Consider the following 18,459-nt stretch of genomic DNA (forward strand, 5'->3'; position numbering starts at 1 on the left):
CTGCCTCTATATAGCGTTCATGGCCAAGCGCGCGCTGAACGACCTGCCCTTTCGCTCGCCCTACCGGCACGGCTTTGTCCGGGTGGCCGGCTGCGTGCCGCTGACCGCCGTCGCCGACCCGGTCCGCAACGCCGCCGAGACCCTGGCGCTGGTCGAACGGGGCCATGCCGAGGGCGTCGCCCTCATGACCTTCCCGGAACTGGGGTTGTCGGCCTATTCGATCGACGACCTGTTCCACCAGGAGGCGCTGCTCGATGCCGTCGAGGCGGCGCTGGGCGATCTGGTCGAGGCCAGCAAGACGCTGCGGCCGGCCTTCGTGGTCGGGGCGCCGCTGCGGGGCGAGAGCCGGCTCTACAACTGCGCCGTGGTCATCCAGGGCGGAACCATCCTGGGCGTGGTGCCCAAGACCTACCTGCCCAACTACCGTGAGTATTACGAGCGCCGCTGGTTCGCCTCGGGCCTGGGCGTCGTCGGGCGGACCCTGAAGGTCGCCGGTCACAGCGTTCCATTCGGCACCGACCTGCTGTTCGACATCGAGATGCTGGGCAAGGCGGCGGCGACCTTCGCCGTCGAGATCTGCGAAGACGTCTGGACGCCCGAGCCGCCCTCGACCTCGGCGGCAGTGGCCGGGGCGGAGATCCTGCTCAACCTGTCGGCCAGCAACATCGTCATCGGCAAGGCCCGCGAGCGCCAGATGCTGTGCGCCAGCCAGTCGCTGCGCTGCCAGGCGGCCTATGTCTATTCGGCGGCCGGCCCGGGCGAATCGACCACCGACAACGCCTGGGACGGCCAGGCGGCGGTGTTCGAGCTGGGCGCCCAGCTCACCGAGAGCCAGCGCTTCCCGACCGCCTCGACCCTGGCCATGGCGGATGTCGACATCCTGCGCCTGCGCCAGGAGCGGCGGCGCACGGTGACCTTCGGCGACGCGGCCGTCAGCCGGCCCCGCACCCCCTTCCGACGCATCGCCCTGGACATCGCCCCGCCCGAGGGGGTGCTGGAGCTGGCCAGGCCGCTGGAGCGCTATCCCTTCGTGCCCAGCGACAGCGCCCGCCTGGCCGAGGAATGCCACGAGGCCTACAACATCCAGGTCCAGGGCCTGGCCCAGAGACTGAAGTCGACGGGCCTGAAAAAGCTGGTCATCGGCGTGTCGGGCGGCCTCGATTCCACCCAGGCCCTGCTGGTCGCCGCCAAGGTGATGGACTCGCTCGGCCTGCCGCGCACCAACGTCCTGGCCTGGACCCTGCCGGGGTTCGCCACGTCAGAGGGGACCAAGTCGAACGCCTGGCGGCTGATGACGGCGCTGGGGGTGACCGCCGCCGAGCTCGATATCCGCCCCACCGCCATGACCATGCTGGAGGCCCTGGACCACCCGTTTGCCAAGGGCGAGCCGGTGCACGACGTCACCTTCGAGAACGTCCAGGCGGGCCTGCGCACCGACTACCTGTTCCGGCTGGCCAACCAGCATGGCGGGCTGGTGGTCGGCACCGGCGACCTGTCGGAACTGGCGTTGGGCTGGTGCACCTACGGCGTCGGCGACCACATGAGCCACTACAACCCCAACGGCTCGGTCTCCAAAACCCTCATCCAGCACCTGATCCGCTTCGTGGCTGGCTCGGGCGAGGTCGATGAAAACACCGGCGACGTGCTGCGCGATGTGCTGGCCTCCGAAATTTCTCCCGAACTGATACCGGCAAGCCACAGCGGCGAAACCCAGTCCACGGAGGCCTCCGTGGGCCCCTACGCGCTGCAGGATTTCAACCTGCATTACCTGGCCCGTTTTGGTTTCCCGCCGTCGCGGATCGCCTATCTTTCCTTCGAGGCCTGGGGTCCGCACAGCACCCGGCCCTGGCCGGCGGAAATCCCTGAAAAAGATCGAAAAACCCATGATCTACGAGCCATCAAGGCCTGGCTGCGGCTGTTCCTGAGCCGCTTTTTCGCCAACCAGTTCAAACGCTCGGCCATTCCCAACGGCCCGAAGATCTCGTCCGGCGGGGCGCTGTCGCCGCGGGGCGACTGGCGGATGCCGTCCGACGCCCGGGTCGACGCCTGGCTGGCGGAGCTGGACGCCAACACTCCGGACGAGGCCTGAGCGCGCAAGACGTTTGCAGCGCAACGGAAGGCTGGAAATTCTCAAACCCGTGGCGTAAGGTCGCGGCCATCGCGCATGGTGTGCGCAGCAGGCCGTCGGCCCGACATTTTTTTGGGAACCTTGTGGACCCAAGGGTGTTGAGCAGTCGACCGCGGTCCGGAGGGGTTCTTTTCGCATGTCCGGTTCCTTCTCAAGGAACGGGCGAGCGGAAGGGGGTCCGACAATGCCGTGCGGTACAGACCATGCCGAGCGATGGCGCGTTGGCAAAACGATAGAGTGAGGGGCTCACCTTGAAGAAGAAAGCACTGTTGCTGAGCGGTGTGGGTGCGATCGCCGCCTTGGCGCTGGCTCCCGCAGCCATGGCTCAGGAGAGCGGTTGGTACGGGGCGTTCGACCTCGGCTACCACTCGCCCGAAGCGATCGAGACCTCGTCGTCCGGCGCCGCCGCCGACGGCGATCGCTACCATTTCGAAATCCAGCAGGAAGACAATATCGCGGGCTTCGCCCGTCTGGGCTACCAGGTCTCGCCTCACTGGCGCGTCGAACTGGAACTCGGCGGCCGGACCGGCGACATTGATTCGCCGCTCGCCAACAACCGGTCGAGCGCGACCGTGCCGGGGTTCGTCTGTAACCTCGACCTGACCTTCCCGGGCGACTGTGAGACGCCCGAAGGTTCGATCAAATCCGTCACCCTGATGGCGAACGTCCTGTACGACTTCTTCCCGAATTCGTCGTTCCGACCGTTCATCGGGGCCGGCCTCGGGGTCAACTACGCCAAAGTCGACATCGGCGGCCGTTACAGCGGCAACCCGGTGTTCGGCGCTGTGCGTATCGACGATGACGACACGGCCTTCGCCTGGCAGTTCATCGGCGGCCTGGCCTTCGACATCACCGAGCGCCTGACCGGCGACGTCACCTACCGTTACCTCGACGGCAACGACATGACGTTCCACTCGGTCAGCACGTCGAACCCGGCCGTCCTTCCGCATCCTGGCGATCTGGAAGGCCAGTACGAAGACCAGTCGCTGACCTTCGGTCTGCGTTACAGCTTCGCCCAGGCTGCTCCGCCGCCGCCGCCGCCGCCGGAACCCCCGGCGCCGCCGCCCCCGCCGCCGCCTGAACCCCCGCCGCCCCCGCCGCCGGCTCCGCCGGCCTACGCGGCCAAGGAGTTCATCGTCTACTTCCCGTTCGATCAGTCGATCCTGACGCCGGAAGCCCAGGCGGTGGTGTCGGAAGCGGCTCAGTACGCTCAAGCCGGCAACGCCACCCAGATCGTCGTCGTCGGTCACGCCGACACGTCCGGTTCGGCGAAGTACAACGTCGGCCTGTCGCAGCGCCGTTCGAAGGCCGTCGCTGACGCCCTCGTCGGTCTCGGCGTCGATGCTGGCAAGCTGTCGGTCGACTGGAAGGGTGAATCCGAGCCGGCCGTCGCCACTGGCGACGGGGTGAAGGAACCCCTGAACCGCCGCTCGACGATCTCGATCAACTTCTGATCTGATCCAAGGCGACAACGCTTAAGCGAAGGGCCCGGAGAAAACTCCGGGCCCTTTTGCTATGGGGAATGCGCCGGCGTCGCGCTCCCTCCCCTTCATGGGGAGGGTGTCACGCGCAGCGTGACGGGTGGGGAAGTCGGATGCAGCGCACCCAGAGCCTGAGGTCATGGAACTCCAAGACCTTCCGACGTCCGAGCTTGAACGTGGGTCCCCCACCCTGACGGCTTCGCCGTCTGTCCCTCCCCAAAAAGGGGAGGGAGGCGGGTCCGCGCGTCGCCTCTTGGAAACTAAGCCGCCAGCCCCGCCGTCCGCAGCAGGTCGCGCACCTTGTCGGCCGCCTCCGGGCTTCGGGCGATCTCCTCGCGCAGTTCCGGGACCCGCGTCAGCTTCAAGGCCTCGGCCCTCGCCCGATCGGCGGCCGGTCCCAGCGGGCAGGTCTCGCCGACGGCCAGGCGCAGCAGCAGGTTCAGCTTGTGGACGGCCGGCGCCTGGGCGCGGACCAGCAGGGCGACCAGCTTGGTGTCAGCCTCGACATGGCCGCCGATCTCGCCGAGGCGACCCTTCAGCGCATCGCGGTCCTCGTCGGGCAGGCCCAGGCGGTCGATGCCGCGCTGCAGGGCGGCCAGCGCCGTCAGCTTGCAGGGGGGCGTATCGGGCCCGTAACGCATTTCCTTCTCGAACTTCAGGGCCGAGATGTTGGCCCCCAGCCAGCGGGCCGCCTGGCGCTTGTTGGCCGCGCCGGTGACGTTCTCGGCCAGACGGGCCAGGATCTCGACCTCCTCGCGGGCGCTGCGATCCTTGCCGACCAGGGCCTCGACGAAATCGCTGGCCACCAGGGTCGCCGAGCGGGTGGAGAAGGCGGCGTGAACGTCCTCGAGCTGCAGGATGCGGCCGTCGGCGGCGGTCAGGGCCATGGCCAGGGCCCGCAGGCAGGTGATCTCGGCATCGGGGTCGCCGGGCTTGAGCCGCCGGGGACCGACCAGCTCGCGCAACACCCGCTGGGCCAGCGCCGCGCGGACGCTGTCGAACTGTCCGCCGTCCAGCCAGGTGGCCAGGCGGGCGGCGCCGGGCGGCAGCTGCGGCATCACCTTGGCGACGGTGGGCTCCATCTGGATCAGGGCCTCGACGGCGCGGGCCCCGGCCAGGCGGGTGATGGCGGCCAGCATGTCGCCCAGGTCGAGGTCGGGACCCAGCAGGTCGCCGAGGCCGGCCCGACCGCCGACGATCTCCGACAGCGGCTGTTCGATCGCGGCCAGGGCGACGGTGCGGCCGCCGGCCTCCATCGGGGCCTTGTCGGCCAAGTCCAGCAGGCGGCTGATCTTGTCGTCCCAGGAGGTCGAACCGGCCAGGTAGGCAGCGACGCCGGCCCCCAGCAGGTAGCCACGCTCCGGCTCGCCCCACAGCCGCTCGACGGCGGCCGCGAAGGTCTCTTTGCGGAAATCGGGGAAGGCGCCGCGCCGGTGGTCCTTGATCAGCCGGGCGATGGTCCGCTCGATCAGGGTCTGGAAGGTGCGGATGATCTCATGCACGCCGACGCCGCGGGCCTGGGCCTCAGGCACAGCGACCTTCTGCACCGCATGCTGCAGCTCCACCCCCGAGGCGTCGAGCTTCTCGACCAGATCGGCGCGGTGCAGCAGCTCGAACGGCGTGGCCCGCTGGCGCAGCAGCCAGTTGTCGAGCAGCCGGCCGATCCGTTCGCGGGCGTGGAGGGTGTAGAGGTCCTGCGGACTGACGCAGAGGGGTTCGCGCTGTTCGGCGGCCTTCTTCTGCTTGCCGCGCTCGGGCAGGCCCTTGTTGAGGATGGTGACCGAGCGGAATTCGCGGGTGTCCGGGTCGAGGACCTCCTTGGTCACCCGCACGGCGGCGGCGTGGCCCATCTCCAGCAGGGCTTCGGCGGTCTCGACGGCGCGGGCCCGATCCTCGGTCGCGAGGTCGAGCACCCAGCCCGAACCCGGGTTTCGGCGCACGAAAAGCTCGTAGTGAATCTGGCCGCGGTCCATCCGGGTCCCCACTTTCCCGGATTCATTGTTAAACCCAACGCCTTAAGGCGGCGTTTAGCGTATCATCGCCGATACCGTGCGCCGACTTCTCGCCCTATTACGGCGCCTATTGCGGCCATGGACGCCCGCCATGCGTTGCACTGGGCGTAGCGGGCGTTAGTTTCCATCCATCTTTTCGACGCCCCCGAAGGCAAAGGACACCATGGCGAACATCACCCTCGTGGACGACGACGAGAACATCGTCGCTTCCGTCTCCCTGGCGCTGGAAAGCCACGGCCATAGCGTGAAGGCCTATTACGACGGCGCCACGGGCCTGGAGGCCCTGCAGAACGATCCGCCGGACCTGGCCATCCTCGATGTGAAGATGCCGCGCATGGACGGCATGGAACTGCTGCGCCGCCTGCGCCAGACCAGCGAGCTGCCGGTCATCATGCTGACCAGCAAGGACGACGAGATCGACGAAATCCTCGGCTTCAACCTCGGGGCCGACGACTACATGCACAAGCCGTTCAGCCAGCGGCTGCTGCTGGAACGGGTCAAGGCCGTGCTGCGACGAGCGGCGCCCGAGGACAGCGGCGCCAGCGCCGAGGCCCAGGCGGCGGCCAGCGCCAAGATGATGCGGCGCGGCAAGCTGACCCTCGATCCCGAACGCCACGAGAGCCTGTGGGAGGGCAAGCCGGTGCGGCTGACCGTCACCGAATTCCTGCTGCTGCAATCGCTGGCCCAGCGCCCCGGCTTCGTGAAGAGCCGCGACAACCTGATGGACGCCGCCTACGACGATCAGGTCTACGTCGACGACCGCACCATCGACAGCCACATCAAGCGGATGCGCAAGAAGTTCCGCCAGGTGGACAACGAGTTCGACGCGATCGAGACCCTGTATGGCGTCGGCTACCGCTACCGCGAGTCCTGACGACTCCAGGCCCGATGTAAGGCCCCAGTCCCGCCAGCCGGACGCGCCCAGGCACGTCTCGCGGTGGCGGTTCTGGTCGCGCGGATCGCGGCTGGGGCGGCTGATCGTCGGCCTCAATCTGATCGGTCTGGCGGTGCTGATCTCCGGCGCCCTGGTGCTCAACGAGATTCGCCGCGGCCTGGTCGAGGCGCGGCTCGACAGCCTCAGCCTGGAGGGCGAGTTGATCGGCCAGATCATGGCCGAGGCCGCCACCCAGGGCGAGCCGGCCCCCTACCTGCAAGCCGACCGCGCCGCCCAGCTTCTGCAGTTCCTGCAGGTGCCGCGCTCGCAGCGCGTGCGGCTCTACGACAACCAGGGCCGGCTGCTGGCCGATTCCTATGTCGTCGACGACCGGGTCGAATGGAAGGCGCTGCCGCCCGCCCGCAAACGCGGCGAGACCGGTCCGAGCTTTCGGCTGCAGGACGCCGACGCCGATCCCAAGGTCATCGACAAGGCCCGCCGGGCCCTGGCCGACGAGTGGCGCGAGGCCATGCTCGGCGAGCCCGTCCGCAACACCCGCATCGCCGAGAACGGCGACACCGTGGTCAGCGTCTCCATCCCCGTGCAGCGGGTGAAGGCGGTGCTCGGCGTCCTGACCCTGGAGGCCGGCGACGTCGACGAGATCATCGCCGCCGAGCGCCGGGCCCTGATCCCCTTCGCCCTGATCGCCATCGCCGTGACCCTGCTCAGCTCGGTGCTGCTCTACGCCCTGGTGGCCCGGCCTATGCTGCGGCTGGCCGAGGCTGCCGACCGGGTGCGGCTGAACCGCTCGCGGGCCATCCGCCTGCCCGACCTGGCCCGCCGGCAGGATGAGATCGGCGATCTGTCGCGCTCGCTGGAGGAGATGACCGACACCCTGAGCACCCGGATGGACGCCATCGAACGTTTCGCCGCCGACGTGGCGCACGAGATCCGCAATCCACTGACCTCCATCCGCTCGGCCGTCGAGACCCTGGAGATCGTGCCGGACGGGCCGGGGCGCGAGAAGCTGCTGGACATCCTCAAGCAGGATGTCGGCCGCCTCGACCGGCTGATCGGCGACATCTCCAACGCCTCGCGGCTGGACGCCGAGCTGTCGCGGGAGTCGTTTCGGCGCTTCGACCTGACCCGCCTCTTGACCGACATCCTGTCGATCTACGACGCCGCCCGCAAACCCGGCGAGGCGCGGGTGACCCTGGCCGCCCCCGAGGGCGAGACTGTCATCGCCGGCCAGGAGGGGCCGCTGGGCCAGGTGTTCCGCAACCTGATCGACAACGCCCGCTCCTTCAGTCCCAAGGACGGCGAGGTCAGGGTCACCGTGATCCATGAGAAGGGCCGGGTGCTGGTCGAGGTCGAGGACGACGGCCCCGGCATCCCGCCGGACAACCTCGAGACCGTCTTCGAGCGGTTCTACACCGCCAGGCCCAAGGGGGCGGCGTTCGGCGGCAACTCGGGCCTGGGCCTCTCCATCGCCCGCCAGATCACCCTGGCCCACGGCGGCGTCCTGGTAGCCCACAACCGCACGGACGAGGCCGGCAAGGTGGTCGGCGCCCGCTTCGAGGTCACCCTACCGGACAGCCGGTCGTGATTCTGCATGCCGGCCTGGTCGCCCTGCGGATGGGCGGACGCTGGCGTGGGGTGCTGATCGAAGGCCCGTCGGGGGCCGGCAAGAGCGACCTGGCCTTGCGGACCTTAAGCCTCGGCGGGCGACTGGTCGCCGACGACCGGGTGCTGGCCTGGACCAGCGAGGGCCGGCTGTTCGGCCGGGCGCCAGAGACTCTGGCGGGGTTGCTGGAGATGCGGGGCCTGGGGATCGCGCCGGTCGAGGCCCTGCCCTACGCCTCTATCGAGTTGATCGTCGCCTGCGAGCCCGATCCCGACGCCATCGAGCGGATGCCCGAGCCCGAAACGGCCGAGCGACTCGGCGTCACCCTTCCCCTGCGTCGCCTGTGGCCGTTCGAACCCGCCGCCCCCCTGAAACTGATCGCCGCACTTGAACGGGTTGGAGTCCGCGATTGACGGGCGTATCAAGGCCTCCCGCGCGGCTCCCAAGGCCCCGGGCAAGGGGATGATTTTGTGAGAATGCAGGCATGATCGGCCTGGTGATCGTCACGCACGGACGGCTGGCCGAGGAGTTCGTCTTCGCCATGGAGCATGTGGTGGGCCCGCAGGAGCAGGTCGTGCCCATCTGCATCGGCCCCGAAGACGACATGGAGAAGCGCCGCAAGGACATCCTGGCGGCCTGTGGGCGCGTGGATACCGGCGAAGGCGTCATCCTGCTGACCGACATGTTCGGCGGCACGCCGTCGAACCTGGCCATCAGCGTCATGGAACAGACCCGGGCCGAGGTGATCGCCGGCCTGAACCTGCCGATGCTGATCAAGCTGGCGTCCCTGCGCACCCGCGAGACCCTGGAAGCCTGCGTGCACCACGCCCAGGACGCCGGCCGCAAGTATATCGCCGTGGCCTCCTACATGCTGGCGGCCGATAAGTGACGGCAAGGCGCACGGTCGAAATCGTCAATGAGCGGGGGCTGCACGCCCGCGCCTCGGCCAAGTTCGTCAAGCTGGCCGGCAGTTTCGACGCCGAAATCCAGGTCGCCCGCGACGGCCAGTCGGTCGACGCCCGCTCGATCATGGGGCTGATGATGCTGGCGGCCGGCATCGGCTCGACCGTCGAGATCAGCGCCGAGGGACCGGAGGCGGCGGCGGCGCTGGAGGCGCTGTGCGAGCTGGTGGCCAACCGGTTCGACGAAGAGCGGTAGAGGGGACACATTGAATTTCGCGAGCGAAATTCAATGTGTCCCCGCTTCCTTAGACCCGAATGTCGACCAGAGACCCAGGCCGAAGAATCTTCTTCGGAGCCTCTTCAGTCAGCGTCGACGCCTGCAACGGCCGCTGCGCCGGCGCGGCGACCGGAGCCGCCGCCGGAACCGGGGCGGCCGGCGCGGAGGCGCGGCCCATGGCGGCGTCGAAGAAGGCCTTCTGCGCCGCCGTGCGGGCGGGCGAAGTGGTCGGCGCGGGCGCGGGCTGCCAGCTGGTGGGACGAATGTCGGCCATGCGAAGAGGCTTCGGCTGTTATGGTTAGCGAAACCTTAACGCGCCTTGGCAAGCAGGGTTCGCGCCGCCTTCTCATCCAGTTCGCCGATGTGTTTGGCGAGGATGATCCCGTCGGAGGAGATCAGATAGGTTTCCGGCGGGCCGGTGACCCCGAACTCCATGCCGGCCCGGCCGTCGCGGTCGATCAGGACGGTGGCGAAGGGGTCGCCGTGCTCGGCGATGAAGGCGCGCGACTTGCTCGGATCGTCCTTGTAGGCGACGCCGACGATGGTGATCCCCTCGGCCTTCAGGGCCATCAGCTGCGGGTGCTCGACGATGCAGGGCGGGCACCAGCTGGCGAAGAAGTTGACCAGGTAGGGGCCGCCTCCAGCCCTCACCGGGCCGGGCGCGGCGCCGTCGAGGCCCGGCAGCATCACAGCCGGCAGCGGCTTGCCGACCATGGCGTGGGTCTCGACCTGGGTGTCGCGCCACAGGGATTTGCCGGCGAACACGCCCGCCAGCAGGACCAGGGCGATCAGCGGCAGCAGGGCCGCCAGTTGCTTCAGGGTCAGGCGTTTCACGCCCAGTCGTCCTCCAGGCCCTTGGCCTTGGCCTGGGACGCGGCGCGGCGGGCGGCCAGGAGGGTGTCGACGATCATCCAGCCGAGCACGGCGCCGGTCAGGGCGAAGGCGCTCCAGATGTAGGGTGCGTATTGACCGAACTCGAAGTCGAACATGGTCAGTCCTCCGCCGCGCGCAGGGCGGCGGCGCGCAGCCGGCGCAGGCGCACCTCGGTGCGGATGCGGGTCAGCCACAGGGCTCCGAACAGCCCCAGATAGGCCAGGCCCATGATGCCGAGCGTCGCGCCATAGACTGGCGGCAGGGCGTCGCCCTTGTCGGCCCCAAGGGTGGAGGAGCCCTGGTGCAGGCTGTTCCACCAGTAGACCGAGTAGTGGATGATCGGCAGGTTGACGACGCCGACTAGGGCGAGGATGGCCCCGGCCCTGGCGGCGCGGGCCTCGTCGTCGATGGCGGCGCGCAGGGCGATGTAGGCCAGCCACAGCAGGAACAGCACCAGCACCGAGGTCATCCGCCCATCCCACTCCCACCAGGTGCCCCAGGTCGGCCGGCCCCAGAGCGAGCCGGTGGCCAGGGCCAGGGCGGTGAAGCCGGCTCCGAGCGGGGCGCTGGCGCGGGCCGCCAGGTCGGCCAGGGCCTGGCGGAAGACCAGGTTCAGCAGGCTGGCGACGCCAAGGCAGGCATAGGCGAACATGGCCAGCCAGGCGGCAGGCACATGGATGAACATCATCCGCACGGTGTCGCCGTGCAGGGCGTCCTCGGGGACGGTGAAGGTGCGGTAGAGGCCGAGCGCGAAGGCGCAGACAGTCGCCACGCCGAGCACCGGCGCGGCGATCCGCGAGAAGGCCATGAAAGACCTGGGATTGGTCAGGAAAGAGACCATGCCCGCCGTCTAAAGGGGCCAGAGACGGCGGGCAAGGTTCGGTATTCCCTTAGTCGTCGTCGCCGACGACCTCTTCGCCGTCGATGATGACCTGAACATCCATGTCCTCACCGTCCAGCATGGCGAAATCCTCGCCATCCTCATCGTTCCAGCTCAGGCCGCCGGGCGCCGGCGGGCCGCCGTCAGGGCCGCCGTGACGCATGAACATGTGGTCGCCATGACCGCCGCCCCCAAAACCTCCTGGGTGACCACCGGGACCGCCGCGGCGGATGATCTTCATGTGCCGGCCGCCACCGTGATGGGCGTGCAGGGTGTCGAACACCTTCTGCTGGCTGGGGCTGAGCTGGCCGTAGAAGGCGCGGGTGGCGGCGGCGCGCTTCTGAAAGGCGGCCTGGTGCTCCGCCATCATCTTGGCCTCATGATCGAGACGTTCCGGCGTGGTCAGCATTTTCGGCGGCCCAGGCGGCAATTCTGGCGGCTTGCCGTCCTCGCCGTGCTTCATCTCGAACTTGTGGATCTGCGGCTTGGTCGCCTCGAGAAAGGCCTTGAAGGCCGGTTCCTGCTCGGGACGGAGCTGCAGCATGGTGCGCATGTGGTCGGCGCGGGCGGCCGGGTCCATGTGCTTGCGCATCGGCATCGGCCGGCCGGCGTCGTTGCCGGAGACGACGACCTGTTCGCCGTCCTTCATGATGATGACCTTGCGCTCGACCTTGGCTTCGCCGGCCTTCTTGGCGGGTTCGCCCGCCAATGCCGAACCGCCGGCGGTGAGGACGAAGGCGGCGCTGGCCAGCAGGCCGGCATGTCGAAGAATTTTGTTCATGTGGTGAGGTCTCCCCGATGTCTATGGCCGCAGGTTGAAGGGGCGATGTGGCAGGCGGATGTCTGATTTCGCCACATTTGTTGCCGTCCTGTAGCGTTCACTGAACGGCGTTGCGGCATGCCGCCGCCATGGCCAGGGGCGACAACGCCACCGCCCCGGCCGTCCAGCCGAGCAGCAGCAGCAGGCCGCCGCCGGCCCCCGAGCCCAGCTGGTCGGCGTAGAGGGCGGCGCCGCCGAAGATCACCGGCGGGCTGAACAGCGGCAGGACGATCGCCGCCACCAGCAGGCCGCCGCGCCGGGCGCCCAGCGCCAGGGCGGCGCCGATGCCGCCGACGAAGACGAAGGCCAGGCCCCCGGCCAGGGCGCAGGCCAGGATCATCGGGGCGGCGCTCAGCGGGGCCCCGAGCATCACCGCCGCCACCGGCGCGGCCAGGGCCAGGGGCGCGCCGGTGGCGATCCACTGGGCCAGGCATTTGACGGCGCAGACCAGCTCCAGCGGGGCCGGCCCAGTCATCAACAGGTCGAGGCCGCCGTCCTCGAAGTCGCGCTCGAACAGTCTTTCGAGGGAGAGCAGGCTGGCCAGGGCCAGGGCCATCCAGGCCACGCCGGTGGCGACGGGGGCCAGGCGGCTGGTGTCGGGCCCGGCCGCCAGCGGCAACAGGACGGTGATGGCGGCGTAGAAGGCCAGGGCCGGCAGCGGTCCGCCGCCCCGGCCCCAGCCGAGGGCCAGCTCGCGGCCGAGCAGGATGAAGAGCGGCCTCATGCGCCGATCTCCAGCACCGTGACCGGGATCGGCAGGGGATCGTGCACCGCCGCCAGGATCAGGCCGCCGCCGGCCAGGTGGGTCTGCATCATCCTGGCCAGCAGGGCGCGGCGGGCGGCGTCGAGCGGGGCCATCGGCTCGTCGAGCAGCCACAGGGGCCGGGGCGCGGCGATCAGCCGGGCCAGGGCCAGCCGGCGGCGCTGGCCGGCCGACAGGCGGCGGACCTCCAGGTCGAGCAATGGCGTCAATGAAAGTTGCTCGATGGCCCGGGCCACGCCCTCGTCGTCGCCGCCCAGCCAGGCGGCCTGGAAACTCAGTTCCTCCAGGGCCGTGCGACCGCCCTTCAGACCGTCGGCGTGGCCGAGCAGGTGGACGGCCTCATGCCGGGCCGCGTCGGCCTCGGCGGCCCCTTCGAAGACGATCTCGCCGGCCGCCGGGCGCAGCAGACCGGCGATGGCGCGCAAGAGGCTGGTCTTGCCCGAGCCGTTGGCGCCGGTCAGGGCGATGGCCTCGCCGACGGCTAATCTGAAGGCCAGATCGCGGAACAGAATCCGCTCGCCGCGCTGCACCGACAGGCCTTTGACCACGAGGGCGGAGATCATGCCGCCAGCCGACATAAGAAGACCCTGGCGCCGGCATGGACGTTTGCCGAAACCGGGAGTAGACAGCCCCCGACCGACCCCCCGCGCGCACGCGGGGGTGTACGCGGCGCCGCCTGGGACCCTGTGCGTCCCTCGCGAGGTGCGCGCGATCCCGGAAGCGGTTTTCGGGCGGTCCTGAACAGGAAAGGCACTCCCACCAATGGCGTCCATCGACAGCCTGCAAGTCCGCCGTACGCTCAGCGTCGGCGGCAAGACCTACGTCTACTACAGCCTGCCCGTCGCGGAAGAGGCTGGTCTGTCCGGTATTTCGCGTCTGCCCGTCTCCCTCAAGGTCCTCCTGGAGAATCTGCTGCGCAACGAAGACGGCGCCGAGACCGACGGAACCGACTTCCAGGCCATGGCCGCCTGGGTGCAGAACCGCGGCGCGGTGCAGCATGAAATCTCCTTCCGCCCGGCCCGGGTGCTGATGCAGGACTTCACCGGCGTGCCGGCCGTCGTCGACCTGGCCGCCATGCGCGACGCCATGACCGCCCTCGGCGGCGACCCGACCAAGATCAACCCGCTGATCCCCGTCGACCTGGTCATCGACCACTCGGTGATGGTCGACCACTTCGGCAACGCCAAGGCCTTCGCCGACAACGTCGCCATCGAGTATGAGCGCAACCTCGAGCGCTACAACTTCCTGCGCTGGGGCAGCTCGGCCTTCAACAACTTCCGCGTCGTGCCCCCCGGCACCGGCATCTGCCACCAGGTGAACCTGGAATACCTGGCCCAGACCGTCTGGACCGCCAAGGACGCCGGCCACGACGATGAAGTGGCCTACCCCGACACCGTCGTCGGCACCGACAGCCACACCACCATGGTCAACGGCCTGGCCGTCCTGGGCTGGGGCGTTGGCGGCATCGAGGCCGAGGCAGCCATGCTCGGCCAGGCCATCCCGATGCTGATCCCGGAAGTCATCGGCTTCCGCCTGACCGGCGCCCTGCCGGAAGGCGCGACCGCCACCGACCTGGTGCTGACCGTCACCCAGATGCTGCGCAAGAAGGGCGTGGTCGGCAAGTTCGTCGAGTTCTTCGGAAATGGCCTGGCGAACCTGACCATCGAGGACCAGGCGACCATCGCCAACATGGCCCCCGAGTACGGCGCCACCTGCGGCTTCTTCCCGGTCAGCCAGGCGACCGTCGACTACCTGAAGGCCACCGGCCGCGATCCGGCCCGCGTCAACCTCGTGGAAGCCTACGCCAAGGCGCAGGGCATGTGGTTCGACCCGTCGGCCCCCGAGCCCGAGTTCACCGACGTGCTCGAACTGGCCCTGGACGACGTGCTGCCCTCGCTGGCCGGCCCCAAGCGCCCGCAGGACAAGGTGCTGCTGTCCAGCGCCGCCGCCGCCTTCGAAGAGTCCCTGGCCGGTGAGTTCGGCAAGAAGGAAGGCGCCGACGTGCGCGTTCCGGTCGCCGGCGAGAAGTTCGACGTCGGCCACGGCGACGTGGTCATCGCCGCCATCACCAGCTGCACCAACACCTCCAACCCCTCGGTGCTGATCGCCGCCGGCCTGCTGGCCAAGAACGCCCTTGCCAAGGGCCTAACTGTGAAGCCCTGGGTGAAGACCTCCCTGGCCCCCGGCTCGCAGGTGGTCACCGACTATCTGGCCAAGGCCGGGCTGCAGAAGCACCTCGACGCGCTCGGCTTCAACCTGGTTGGCTACGGCTGCACCACCTGCATCGGCAACTCGGGCCCGCTGCCGGAAGCGGTCTCGGCCGCCATCTCGGACGGCGACCTGGTCGCCGCTTCGGTGCTGTCGGGCAACCGCAACTTCGAAGGCCGGGTGAACCCCGACGTGCGGGCCAACTACCTGGCCAGCCCGCCACTGGTCGTCGCCTACGCGCTTGCCGGCTCGATGCGCATCGACCTGCTGACCCAGCCGCTGGGCCAGGACAAGAAGGGCAAGGATGTCTTCCTGAAGGACATCTGGCCGACCAACGCCGACATCGCCGCCCTGCAGAAGAAGTCGGTGACCAGCAAGATGTTCGCCGAACGCTATGGCGACGTCTTCACCGGCGACAAGAACTGGCAGGCGATCAAGGTCACCGGCGGCCAGACCTACGCCTGGGACATGGGCAGCACCTATGTGCAGAACCCGCCCTACTTCACCGGCATGGACATGCACCCCGCGCCGGTCACCGACATCGTCGAGGCCCGGATCCTGGGCGTGTTCGGCGACAGCATCACCACCGACCACATCAGCCCGGCCGGCTCGATCAAGAAGGCCAGCCCGGCCGGTGAGTACCTGCTGAACCACCAGGTCCGCTTCGAGGACTTCAACGGCTACGGCAGCCGTCGGGGCAACCACGAGGTGATGATGCGCGGCACGTTCGCCAACATCCGCATCCGCAACAAGATCACCCCGGACATCGAAGGCGGCGTCACCAAGCACTTCCCGTCGGGCCAGACCATGCCGATCTACGACGCGGCCATGCGCTACCAGGAGGAGGGCCGTCCGGCGGTCGTCTTCGCCGGCAAGGAATACGGCACCGGCTCCAGCCGCGACTGGGCGGCCAAGGGCGCCAAGCTGCTCGGCGTCCGCGCCGTGGTGGCCGAGACCTTCGAGCGTATCCACCGCTCCAACCTGGTCGGCATGGGCGTTCTGCCGCTGCAGTTCCTCAACGACGGCTGGCAGCGCCTGGGCCTCACCGGTGAAGAGATCGTCTCGATCCGCGGCCTGCAGGACCTCAGCCCCCGCAAGCAGCTGATCGTCGAGCTGTACCGCCCCTCGGACGGCCGCATCGCCCGCTTCCCGGTCCGCTGCCGCATCGATACCCCGACCGAGCTCGACTACTTCAAGAACGGCGGCGTCCTGAACTACGTCCTGCGCAACCTGGCCAAGCCGGCGGCGTAGGGTTTTCAGCCCTGATCTGCTCAAACCCTCCCCGGAAACGGGGAGGGTTTTTGTTTGCGAGAGACTCTCACGGCCTCGTGAAGCCAACTTGGCTTCGGGTTCCGGTTAAGTGCGATCCATGAGGCGTTTCCTCCCCCTCCTCGCATTGCTGGTGCTCGTCCCGGTCTCGGCTCCCGCCGCCCCGGCGCCGAAGCCGCCGGTGGTTGTCGAGCTGTTCACGGCCCAGGGCTGCTCGTCCTGCCGCGCCGCCAACACCCACCTGGCCCAGCTTGCTGATGAGCCCGGCGTGCTGGCCCTGACCTTCGCGGTCGACTACTGGGACTACCTGGGCTGGCGCGACACCTTCGCCCAGCCGGCCTTCGCCGAGCGCCAGAAGGCCTATGCCCGCAAGCTGGCGGTGCGCGAGGTCTATACCCCGCAGGTGGTGGTCGACGGCCGCTTCCAGACCGGCGGCGTGCGGGCCGACAAGGTCGACGCCCTAGTCGCCCAGGCCGCCCGCGGGCCGCACAATCCGCCGGACATGCTGTTCATGCAGAACGGCCGCGTCGCCGTCGGCTCCGGGCCCGCGCCGCGCGGCGGGGCCGACGTCTGGCTGATCCGCTACGACCCCCGCGCCGTCGAGATCACGCCGAAGAAGGGCGACAATCGCGGCGAGGCCATGGTCCATAAGAACGTCGTGCGGCAGGTGGCCCGGCTGGGCCCCTGGTACGGCCGGCCCAACGCCTACAAGCCGCCCAAGGCGACCGAGGAGGGACTGAAGACGGTGGTCATCGTTCAGGCGGCCAAGGGCGGGCGGATTCTTGGCGTGCTGGCGGAGAAGGCGTCCTGACGGGGCGGGCGCTGGCGCCGGTGACTGTCTCGCGCAGCGTGACTGTCACCGTCCAGCGGTGACGGTGACAGTCATCCGGCTACGCCGGAGGACAGTCACCCCGCCGGCCTAAACCCGCAGCATCAGGCCGCCGTCCACGCCCAGCGCCTGCCCCGTCACGAAACCGCCGTCGTCGCTGGCCAGGAACAGGGCGGCGCGGGCGATGTCGATGGGCTGGCCCAGGCGCTTGAGCGCCGCCTTCTTAGCCCAGACGGCCGTCACCTCCTCGCGCTGGAAGCTGGCGGCGGTCATGCCGGTGGCGATGGCGCCGGGCAGGATGGCGTTGGCGGTCACCGCATGGCGGCCGAGTTCCAGGGCGAAGGTGCGCATCATCCCGACCACGCCCGCCTTGGAGGCCGAATAGGCGACCAGGCCGTTGTCGGTGTGGCGGGCCATGATCGAGGCGGTGAAGATCAGCCGGCCCTTGCCACTCTCCACCAGATGCGGCGTGGCGGCGCGCGACAGGCGAAAACCCGCCCGCAGGTTGATGGCCACCAGCCGGTCGAAGGCCTCATCGGTGGTGTCGGCCACCGGGGCGCCGTGGCTGATCCCCGCGTTGTTGTAGAGGATGTCGAGACCGCCGAACTCGGCGACGGCCTTGCCGACGATCTGGTCCGGGGCGGCGTCCTCGCCGATGTCCTGGCCGAAGGCGACGATGGCCGAATGGTCGAAGCTGAGGTTGGCGTCCGGCCGGTCGACGGCCAGCACCCGGGCTCCTTCGGCGGCGAACAGTTCGGCGGTGGCGCGGCCGATGCCGCTGGCGGCGCCGGTGACGATGGCGCGGCGGCCTGCAAGTCTGGCCCCTTCAGGACTGGCCATGGCGATCTCCCTTTTCCGGAATGGAAACAGGTGACCGTTGCGTCAGGCAAAGAAAAAGCCCGCGTCGCCAGGGGGGGAGGGGTGCGACGCGGGCTTCTCTTATAGTTGGTCGTCGGCTGACCGCTTGGTGCGATCCACGGCCCCGGTGGGGGCTGGGGGGGCTGTTCAGGTACCGAAGCCGTAGCCGCTTCGATCAGCCGACACTCACCTTATCGAGCCCGAAGCAGGCGGGGGTTGGTCGCAAATGGGGTCATTGCGCGGCGCCATATGTCAGTGTTCACACAAACCAACCCGGCCCCTCGCCAAACCCGCTGATTTGGGTCTAGGCTGAGGATGTCGATGAGCCTTGATCCGACATACCAGTCCCCGCCCGGCGTATCGGTCTTCTTCGAGCGCCGGGAACTGGACCTCATCATGCGCCTGTACGGGCGGATGGTGGCGGCCGGCGAGTGGCGCGACTACGCCATCGCGGGCTTAAGCGAACGCGCCGTCTTCTGTATTTTCCGGCGGGCCTCCGAGCAGCCGCTGTACCGCATCGAAAAGCAGCCGGACCTGGCGCGAAAGCAAGGCGCCTGGTCGGTGATCGGCCAGGGCGGCATGATCCTGCGGCGCGGGCACGAGCTGGCCCAGGTGCTGCGACTGTTCGAATCCCGGAAGTTTCAGGTGGTGGAATAAAAAG

19 protein-coding genes are annotated in these 18,459 nt (G+C 68.9%); 10 read left to right on the forward strand and 9 right to left on the reverse strand.

The genetic code is table 11. The features are described from left to right. The first annotated feature begins 19 nt into the window (after positions 1-19). Positions 20-2,089, forward strand: a complete 2,070-nt coding sequence (locus AC1RSK_RS13985) for an NAD(+) synthase (RefSeq protein ID WP_492908174.1) — start codon at positions 20-22, stop codon at positions 2,087-2,089. 290 nt (positions 2,090-2,379) lie between these two features. Further along, positions 2,380-3,582 carry an OmpA family protein gene (locus tag AC1RSK_RS13990; RefSeq protein ID WP_492908175.1) on the forward strand — a complete coding sequence of 401 codons (1,203 nt, stop codon included), beginning with the start codon at positions 2,380-2,382 and terminating at the stop codon, positions 3,580-3,582. Positions 3,583-3,869: 287 nt separating this feature from the next. Here AC1RSK_RS13990 and AC1RSK_RS13995 read toward each other — a convergent pair whose 3' ends face one another. After that, positions 3,870-5,582 carry a hypothetical protein gene (locus AC1RSK_RS13995; protein WP_492908176.1) on the reverse strand — a complete coding sequence of 571 codons (1,713 nt, stop codon included), beginning with the start codon at positions 5,580-5,582 and terminating at the stop codon, positions 3,870-3,872. Positions 5,583-5,784: 202 nt separating this feature from the next. On the opposite strand from AC1RSK_RS13995, the gene chvI reads away from it, so the two are divergent. The 5 genes from chvI to AC1RSK_RS14020 all read left to right on the forward strand — a co-directional run bounded on the left by chvI (position 5,785) and on the right by AC1RSK_RS14020 (position 9,277). Continuing rightward, complete coding sequence (chvI, locus tag AC1RSK_RS14000; RefSeq protein ID WP_492908177.1) at positions 5,785-6,495, forward strand: two-component response regulator ChvI; 711 nt, start codon at positions 5,785-5,787, stop codon at positions 6,493-6,495. Further along, the gene (gene chvG, locus AC1RSK_RS14005) at positions 6,464-8,101 is read left to right on the forward strand and encodes a two-component sensor histidine kinase ChvG (protein WP_492908178.1); all 1,638 of its coding nucleotides are present in this window, start codon (positions 6,464-6,466) and stop codon (positions 8,099-8,101) included. Before chvI ends, chvG begins: the two co-directional genes overlap by 32 nt. Then, positions 8,098-8,532, forward strand: a complete 435-nt coding sequence (locus AC1RSK_RS14010) for an HPr kinase/phosphorylase (protein ID WP_492908179.1) — start codon at positions 8,098-8,100, stop codon at positions 8,530-8,532. The genes chvG and AC1RSK_RS14010 overlap by 4 nt, the downstream gene beginning before the upstream one ends. A gap of 71 nt (positions 8,533-8,603) precedes the next feature. Further along, on the forward strand, positions 8,604-9,008 hold the full coding sequence (locus AC1RSK_RS14015) for a PTS sugar transporter subunit IIA (protein ID WP_271067181.1): 405 nt from the start codon (positions 8,604-8,606) through the stop codon (positions 9,006-9,008). Further along, on the forward strand, positions 9,005-9,277 hold the full coding sequence (locus AC1RSK_RS14020; protein ID WP_492908180.1) for an HPr family phosphocarrier protein: 273 nt from the start codon (positions 9,005-9,007) through the stop codon (positions 9,275-9,277). The genes AC1RSK_RS14015 and AC1RSK_RS14020 overlap by 4 nt, the downstream gene beginning before the upstream one ends. A 49-nt stretch (positions 9,278-9,326) precedes the next feature. Here AC1RSK_RS14020 and AC1RSK_RS14025 read toward each other — a convergent pair whose 3' ends face one another. The 7 genes from AC1RSK_RS14025 to ccmA all read right to left on the reverse strand — a co-directional run bounded on the left by AC1RSK_RS14025 (position 9,327) and on the right by ccmA (position 13,197). Then, on the reverse strand, positions 9,327-9,572 hold the full coding sequence (locus AC1RSK_RS14025) for a hypothetical protein (protein WP_492908181.1): 246 nt from the start codon (positions 9,570-9,572) through the stop codon (positions 9,327-9,329). A 35-nt stretch (positions 9,573-9,607) separates the two neighbouring features. Then, on the reverse strand, positions 9,608-10,132 hold the full coding sequence (locus AC1RSK_RS14030; RefSeq protein ID WP_492908182.1) for a DsbE family thiol:disulfide interchange protein: 525 nt from the start codon (positions 10,130-10,132) through the stop codon (positions 9,608-9,610). Next, positions 10,129-10,287, reverse strand: a complete 159-nt coding sequence (ccmD, locus tag AC1RSK_RS14035) for a heme exporter protein CcmD (protein ID WP_492908183.1) — start codon at positions 10,285-10,287, stop codon at positions 10,129-10,131. Before ccmD ends, AC1RSK_RS14030 begins: the two co-directional genes overlap by 4 nt. Positions 10,288-10,289: 2 nt before the next feature. Next, the gene (gene ccmC / locus AC1RSK_RS14040) at positions 10,290-11,012 is read right to left on the reverse strand and encodes a heme ABC transporter permease CcmC (protein WP_492908184.1); all 723 of its coding nucleotides are present in this window, start codon (positions 11,010-11,012) and stop codon (positions 10,290-10,292) included. Between the two features lie 49 nt (positions 11,013-11,061). Next, on the reverse strand, positions 11,062-11,832 hold the full coding sequence (locus AC1RSK_RS14045; protein ID WP_492908185.1) for a Spy/CpxP family protein refolding chaperone: 771 nt from the start codon (positions 11,830-11,832) through the stop codon (positions 11,062-11,064). 97 nt (positions 11,833-11,929) lie between these two features. Continuing rightward, positions 11,930-12,595: a heme exporter protein CcmB gene (gene ccmB, locus AC1RSK_RS14050; protein WP_492908186.1), complete on the reverse strand. Its 666-nt coding sequence runs from the start codon at positions 12,593-12,595 to the stop codon at positions 11,930-11,932. Next, a complete protein-coding gene (gene ccmA, locus AC1RSK_RS14055; RefSeq protein WP_492908187.1) occupies positions 12,592-13,197 on the reverse strand; it encodes a heme ABC exporter ATP-binding protein CcmA in 606 nt (201 codons plus the stop codon). The genes ccmB and ccmA overlap by 4 nt, the downstream gene beginning before the upstream one ends. A gap of 199 nt (positions 13,198-13,396) precedes the next feature. Here ccmA and acnA point away from each other — a divergent pair, with 199 nt between their 5' ends. Together acnA and AC1RSK_RS14065 are read left to right on the forward strand one after the other, a co-directional pair. Continuing rightward, positions 13,397-16,093 carry an aconitate hydratase AcnA gene (gene acnA / locus AC1RSK_RS14060; RefSeq protein ID WP_492908188.1) on the forward strand — a complete coding sequence of 899 codons (2,697 nt, stop codon included), beginning with the start codon at positions 13,397-13,399 and terminating at the stop codon, positions 16,091-16,093. Positions 16,094-16,211: 118 nt separating this feature from the next. After that, positions 16,212-16,922, forward strand: a complete 711-nt coding sequence (locus AC1RSK_RS14065; RefSeq protein WP_492908189.1) for a DUF1223 domain-containing protein — start codon at positions 16,212-16,214, stop codon at positions 16,920-16,922. 108 nt (positions 16,923-17,030) lie between these two features. On the opposite strand, the gene AC1RSK_RS14070 is transcribed toward AC1RSK_RS14065, so the two are convergent. After that, positions 17,031-17,780, reverse strand: coding sequence for an SDR family NAD(P)-dependent oxidoreductase (locus tag AC1RSK_RS14070; RefSeq protein WP_492908190.1), 750 nt, complete (start codon positions 17,778-17,780; stop codon positions 17,031-17,033). Positions 17,781-18,119: 339 nt separating this feature from the next. Here AC1RSK_RS14070 and AC1RSK_RS14075 point away from each other — a divergent pair, with 339 nt between their 5' ends. Then, positions 18,120-18,455, forward strand: coding sequence for a DUF2794 domain-containing protein (locus tag AC1RSK_RS14075; RefSeq protein ID WP_492908191.1), 336 nt, complete (start codon positions 18,120-18,122; stop codon positions 18,453-18,455). Positions 18,456-18,459: the final 4 nt, after the last annotated feature.

The organism is Caulobacter sp. GW821-FHT11A05 (assembly GCF_058809015.1).

Coding starts and splice junctions, on each gene's coding strand:
- ccmD (WP_492908183.1), bottom strand. CDS start 10,287: ATGTTCGACTTCGAGTTCGGTCAATACGCACCCTACATCTGGAGCGCC.
- acnA (WP_492908188.1), top strand. CDS start 13,397: ATGGCGTCCATCGACAGCCTGCAAGTCCGCCGTACGCTCAGCGTCGGC.
- chvI (WP_492908177.1), top strand. CDS start 5,785: ATGGCGAACATCACCCTCGTGGACGACGACGAGAACATCGTCGCTTCC.
- chvG (WP_492908178.1), top strand. CDS start 6,464: ATGGCGTCGGCTACCGCTACCGCGAGTCCTGACGACTCCAGGCCCGAT.
- AC1RSK_RS13995 (WP_492908176.1), bottom strand. CDS start 5,582: ATGGACCGCGGCCAGATTCACTACGAGCTTTTCGTGCGCCGAAACCCG.
- AC1RSK_RS14070 (WP_492908190.1), bottom strand. CDS start 17,780: ATGGCCAGTCCTGAAGGGGCCAGACTTGCAGGCCGCCGCGCCATCGTC.
- ccmC (WP_492908184.1), bottom strand. CDS start 11,012: ATGGTCTCTTTCCTGACCAATCCCAGGTCTTTCATGGCCTTCTCGCGG.
- AC1RSK_RS14065 (WP_492908189.1), top strand. CDS start 16,212: ATGAGGCGTTTCCTCCCCCTCCTCGCATTGCTGGTGCTCGTCCCGGTC.
- AC1RSK_RS14015 (WP_271067181.1), top strand. CDS start 8,604: ATGATCGGCCTGGTGATCGTCACGCACGGACGGCTGGCCGAGGAGTTC.
- AC1RSK_RS14045 (WP_492908185.1), bottom strand. CDS start 11,832: ATGAACAAAATTCTTCGACATGCCGGCCTGCTGGCCAGCGCCGCCTTC.
- ccmA (WP_492908187.1), bottom strand. CDS start 13,197: ATGATCTCCGCCCTCGTGGTCAAAGGCCTGTCGGTGCAGCGCGGCGAG.
- AC1RSK_RS14075 (WP_492908191.1), top strand. CDS start 18,120: ATGAGCCTTGATCCGACATACCAGTCCCCGCCCGGCGTATCGGTCTTC.
- AC1RSK_RS14025 (WP_492908181.1), bottom strand. CDS start 9,572: ATGGCCGACATTCGTCCCACCAGCTGGCAGCCCGCGCCCGCGCCGACC.
- AC1RSK_RS13985 (WP_492908174.1), top strand. CDS start 20: ATGGCCAAGCGCGCGCTGAACGACCTGCCCTTTCGCTCGCCCTACCGG.
- ccmB (WP_492908186.1), bottom strand. CDS start 12,595: ATGAGGCCGCTCTTCATCCTGCTCGGCCGCGAGCTGGCCCTCGGCTGG.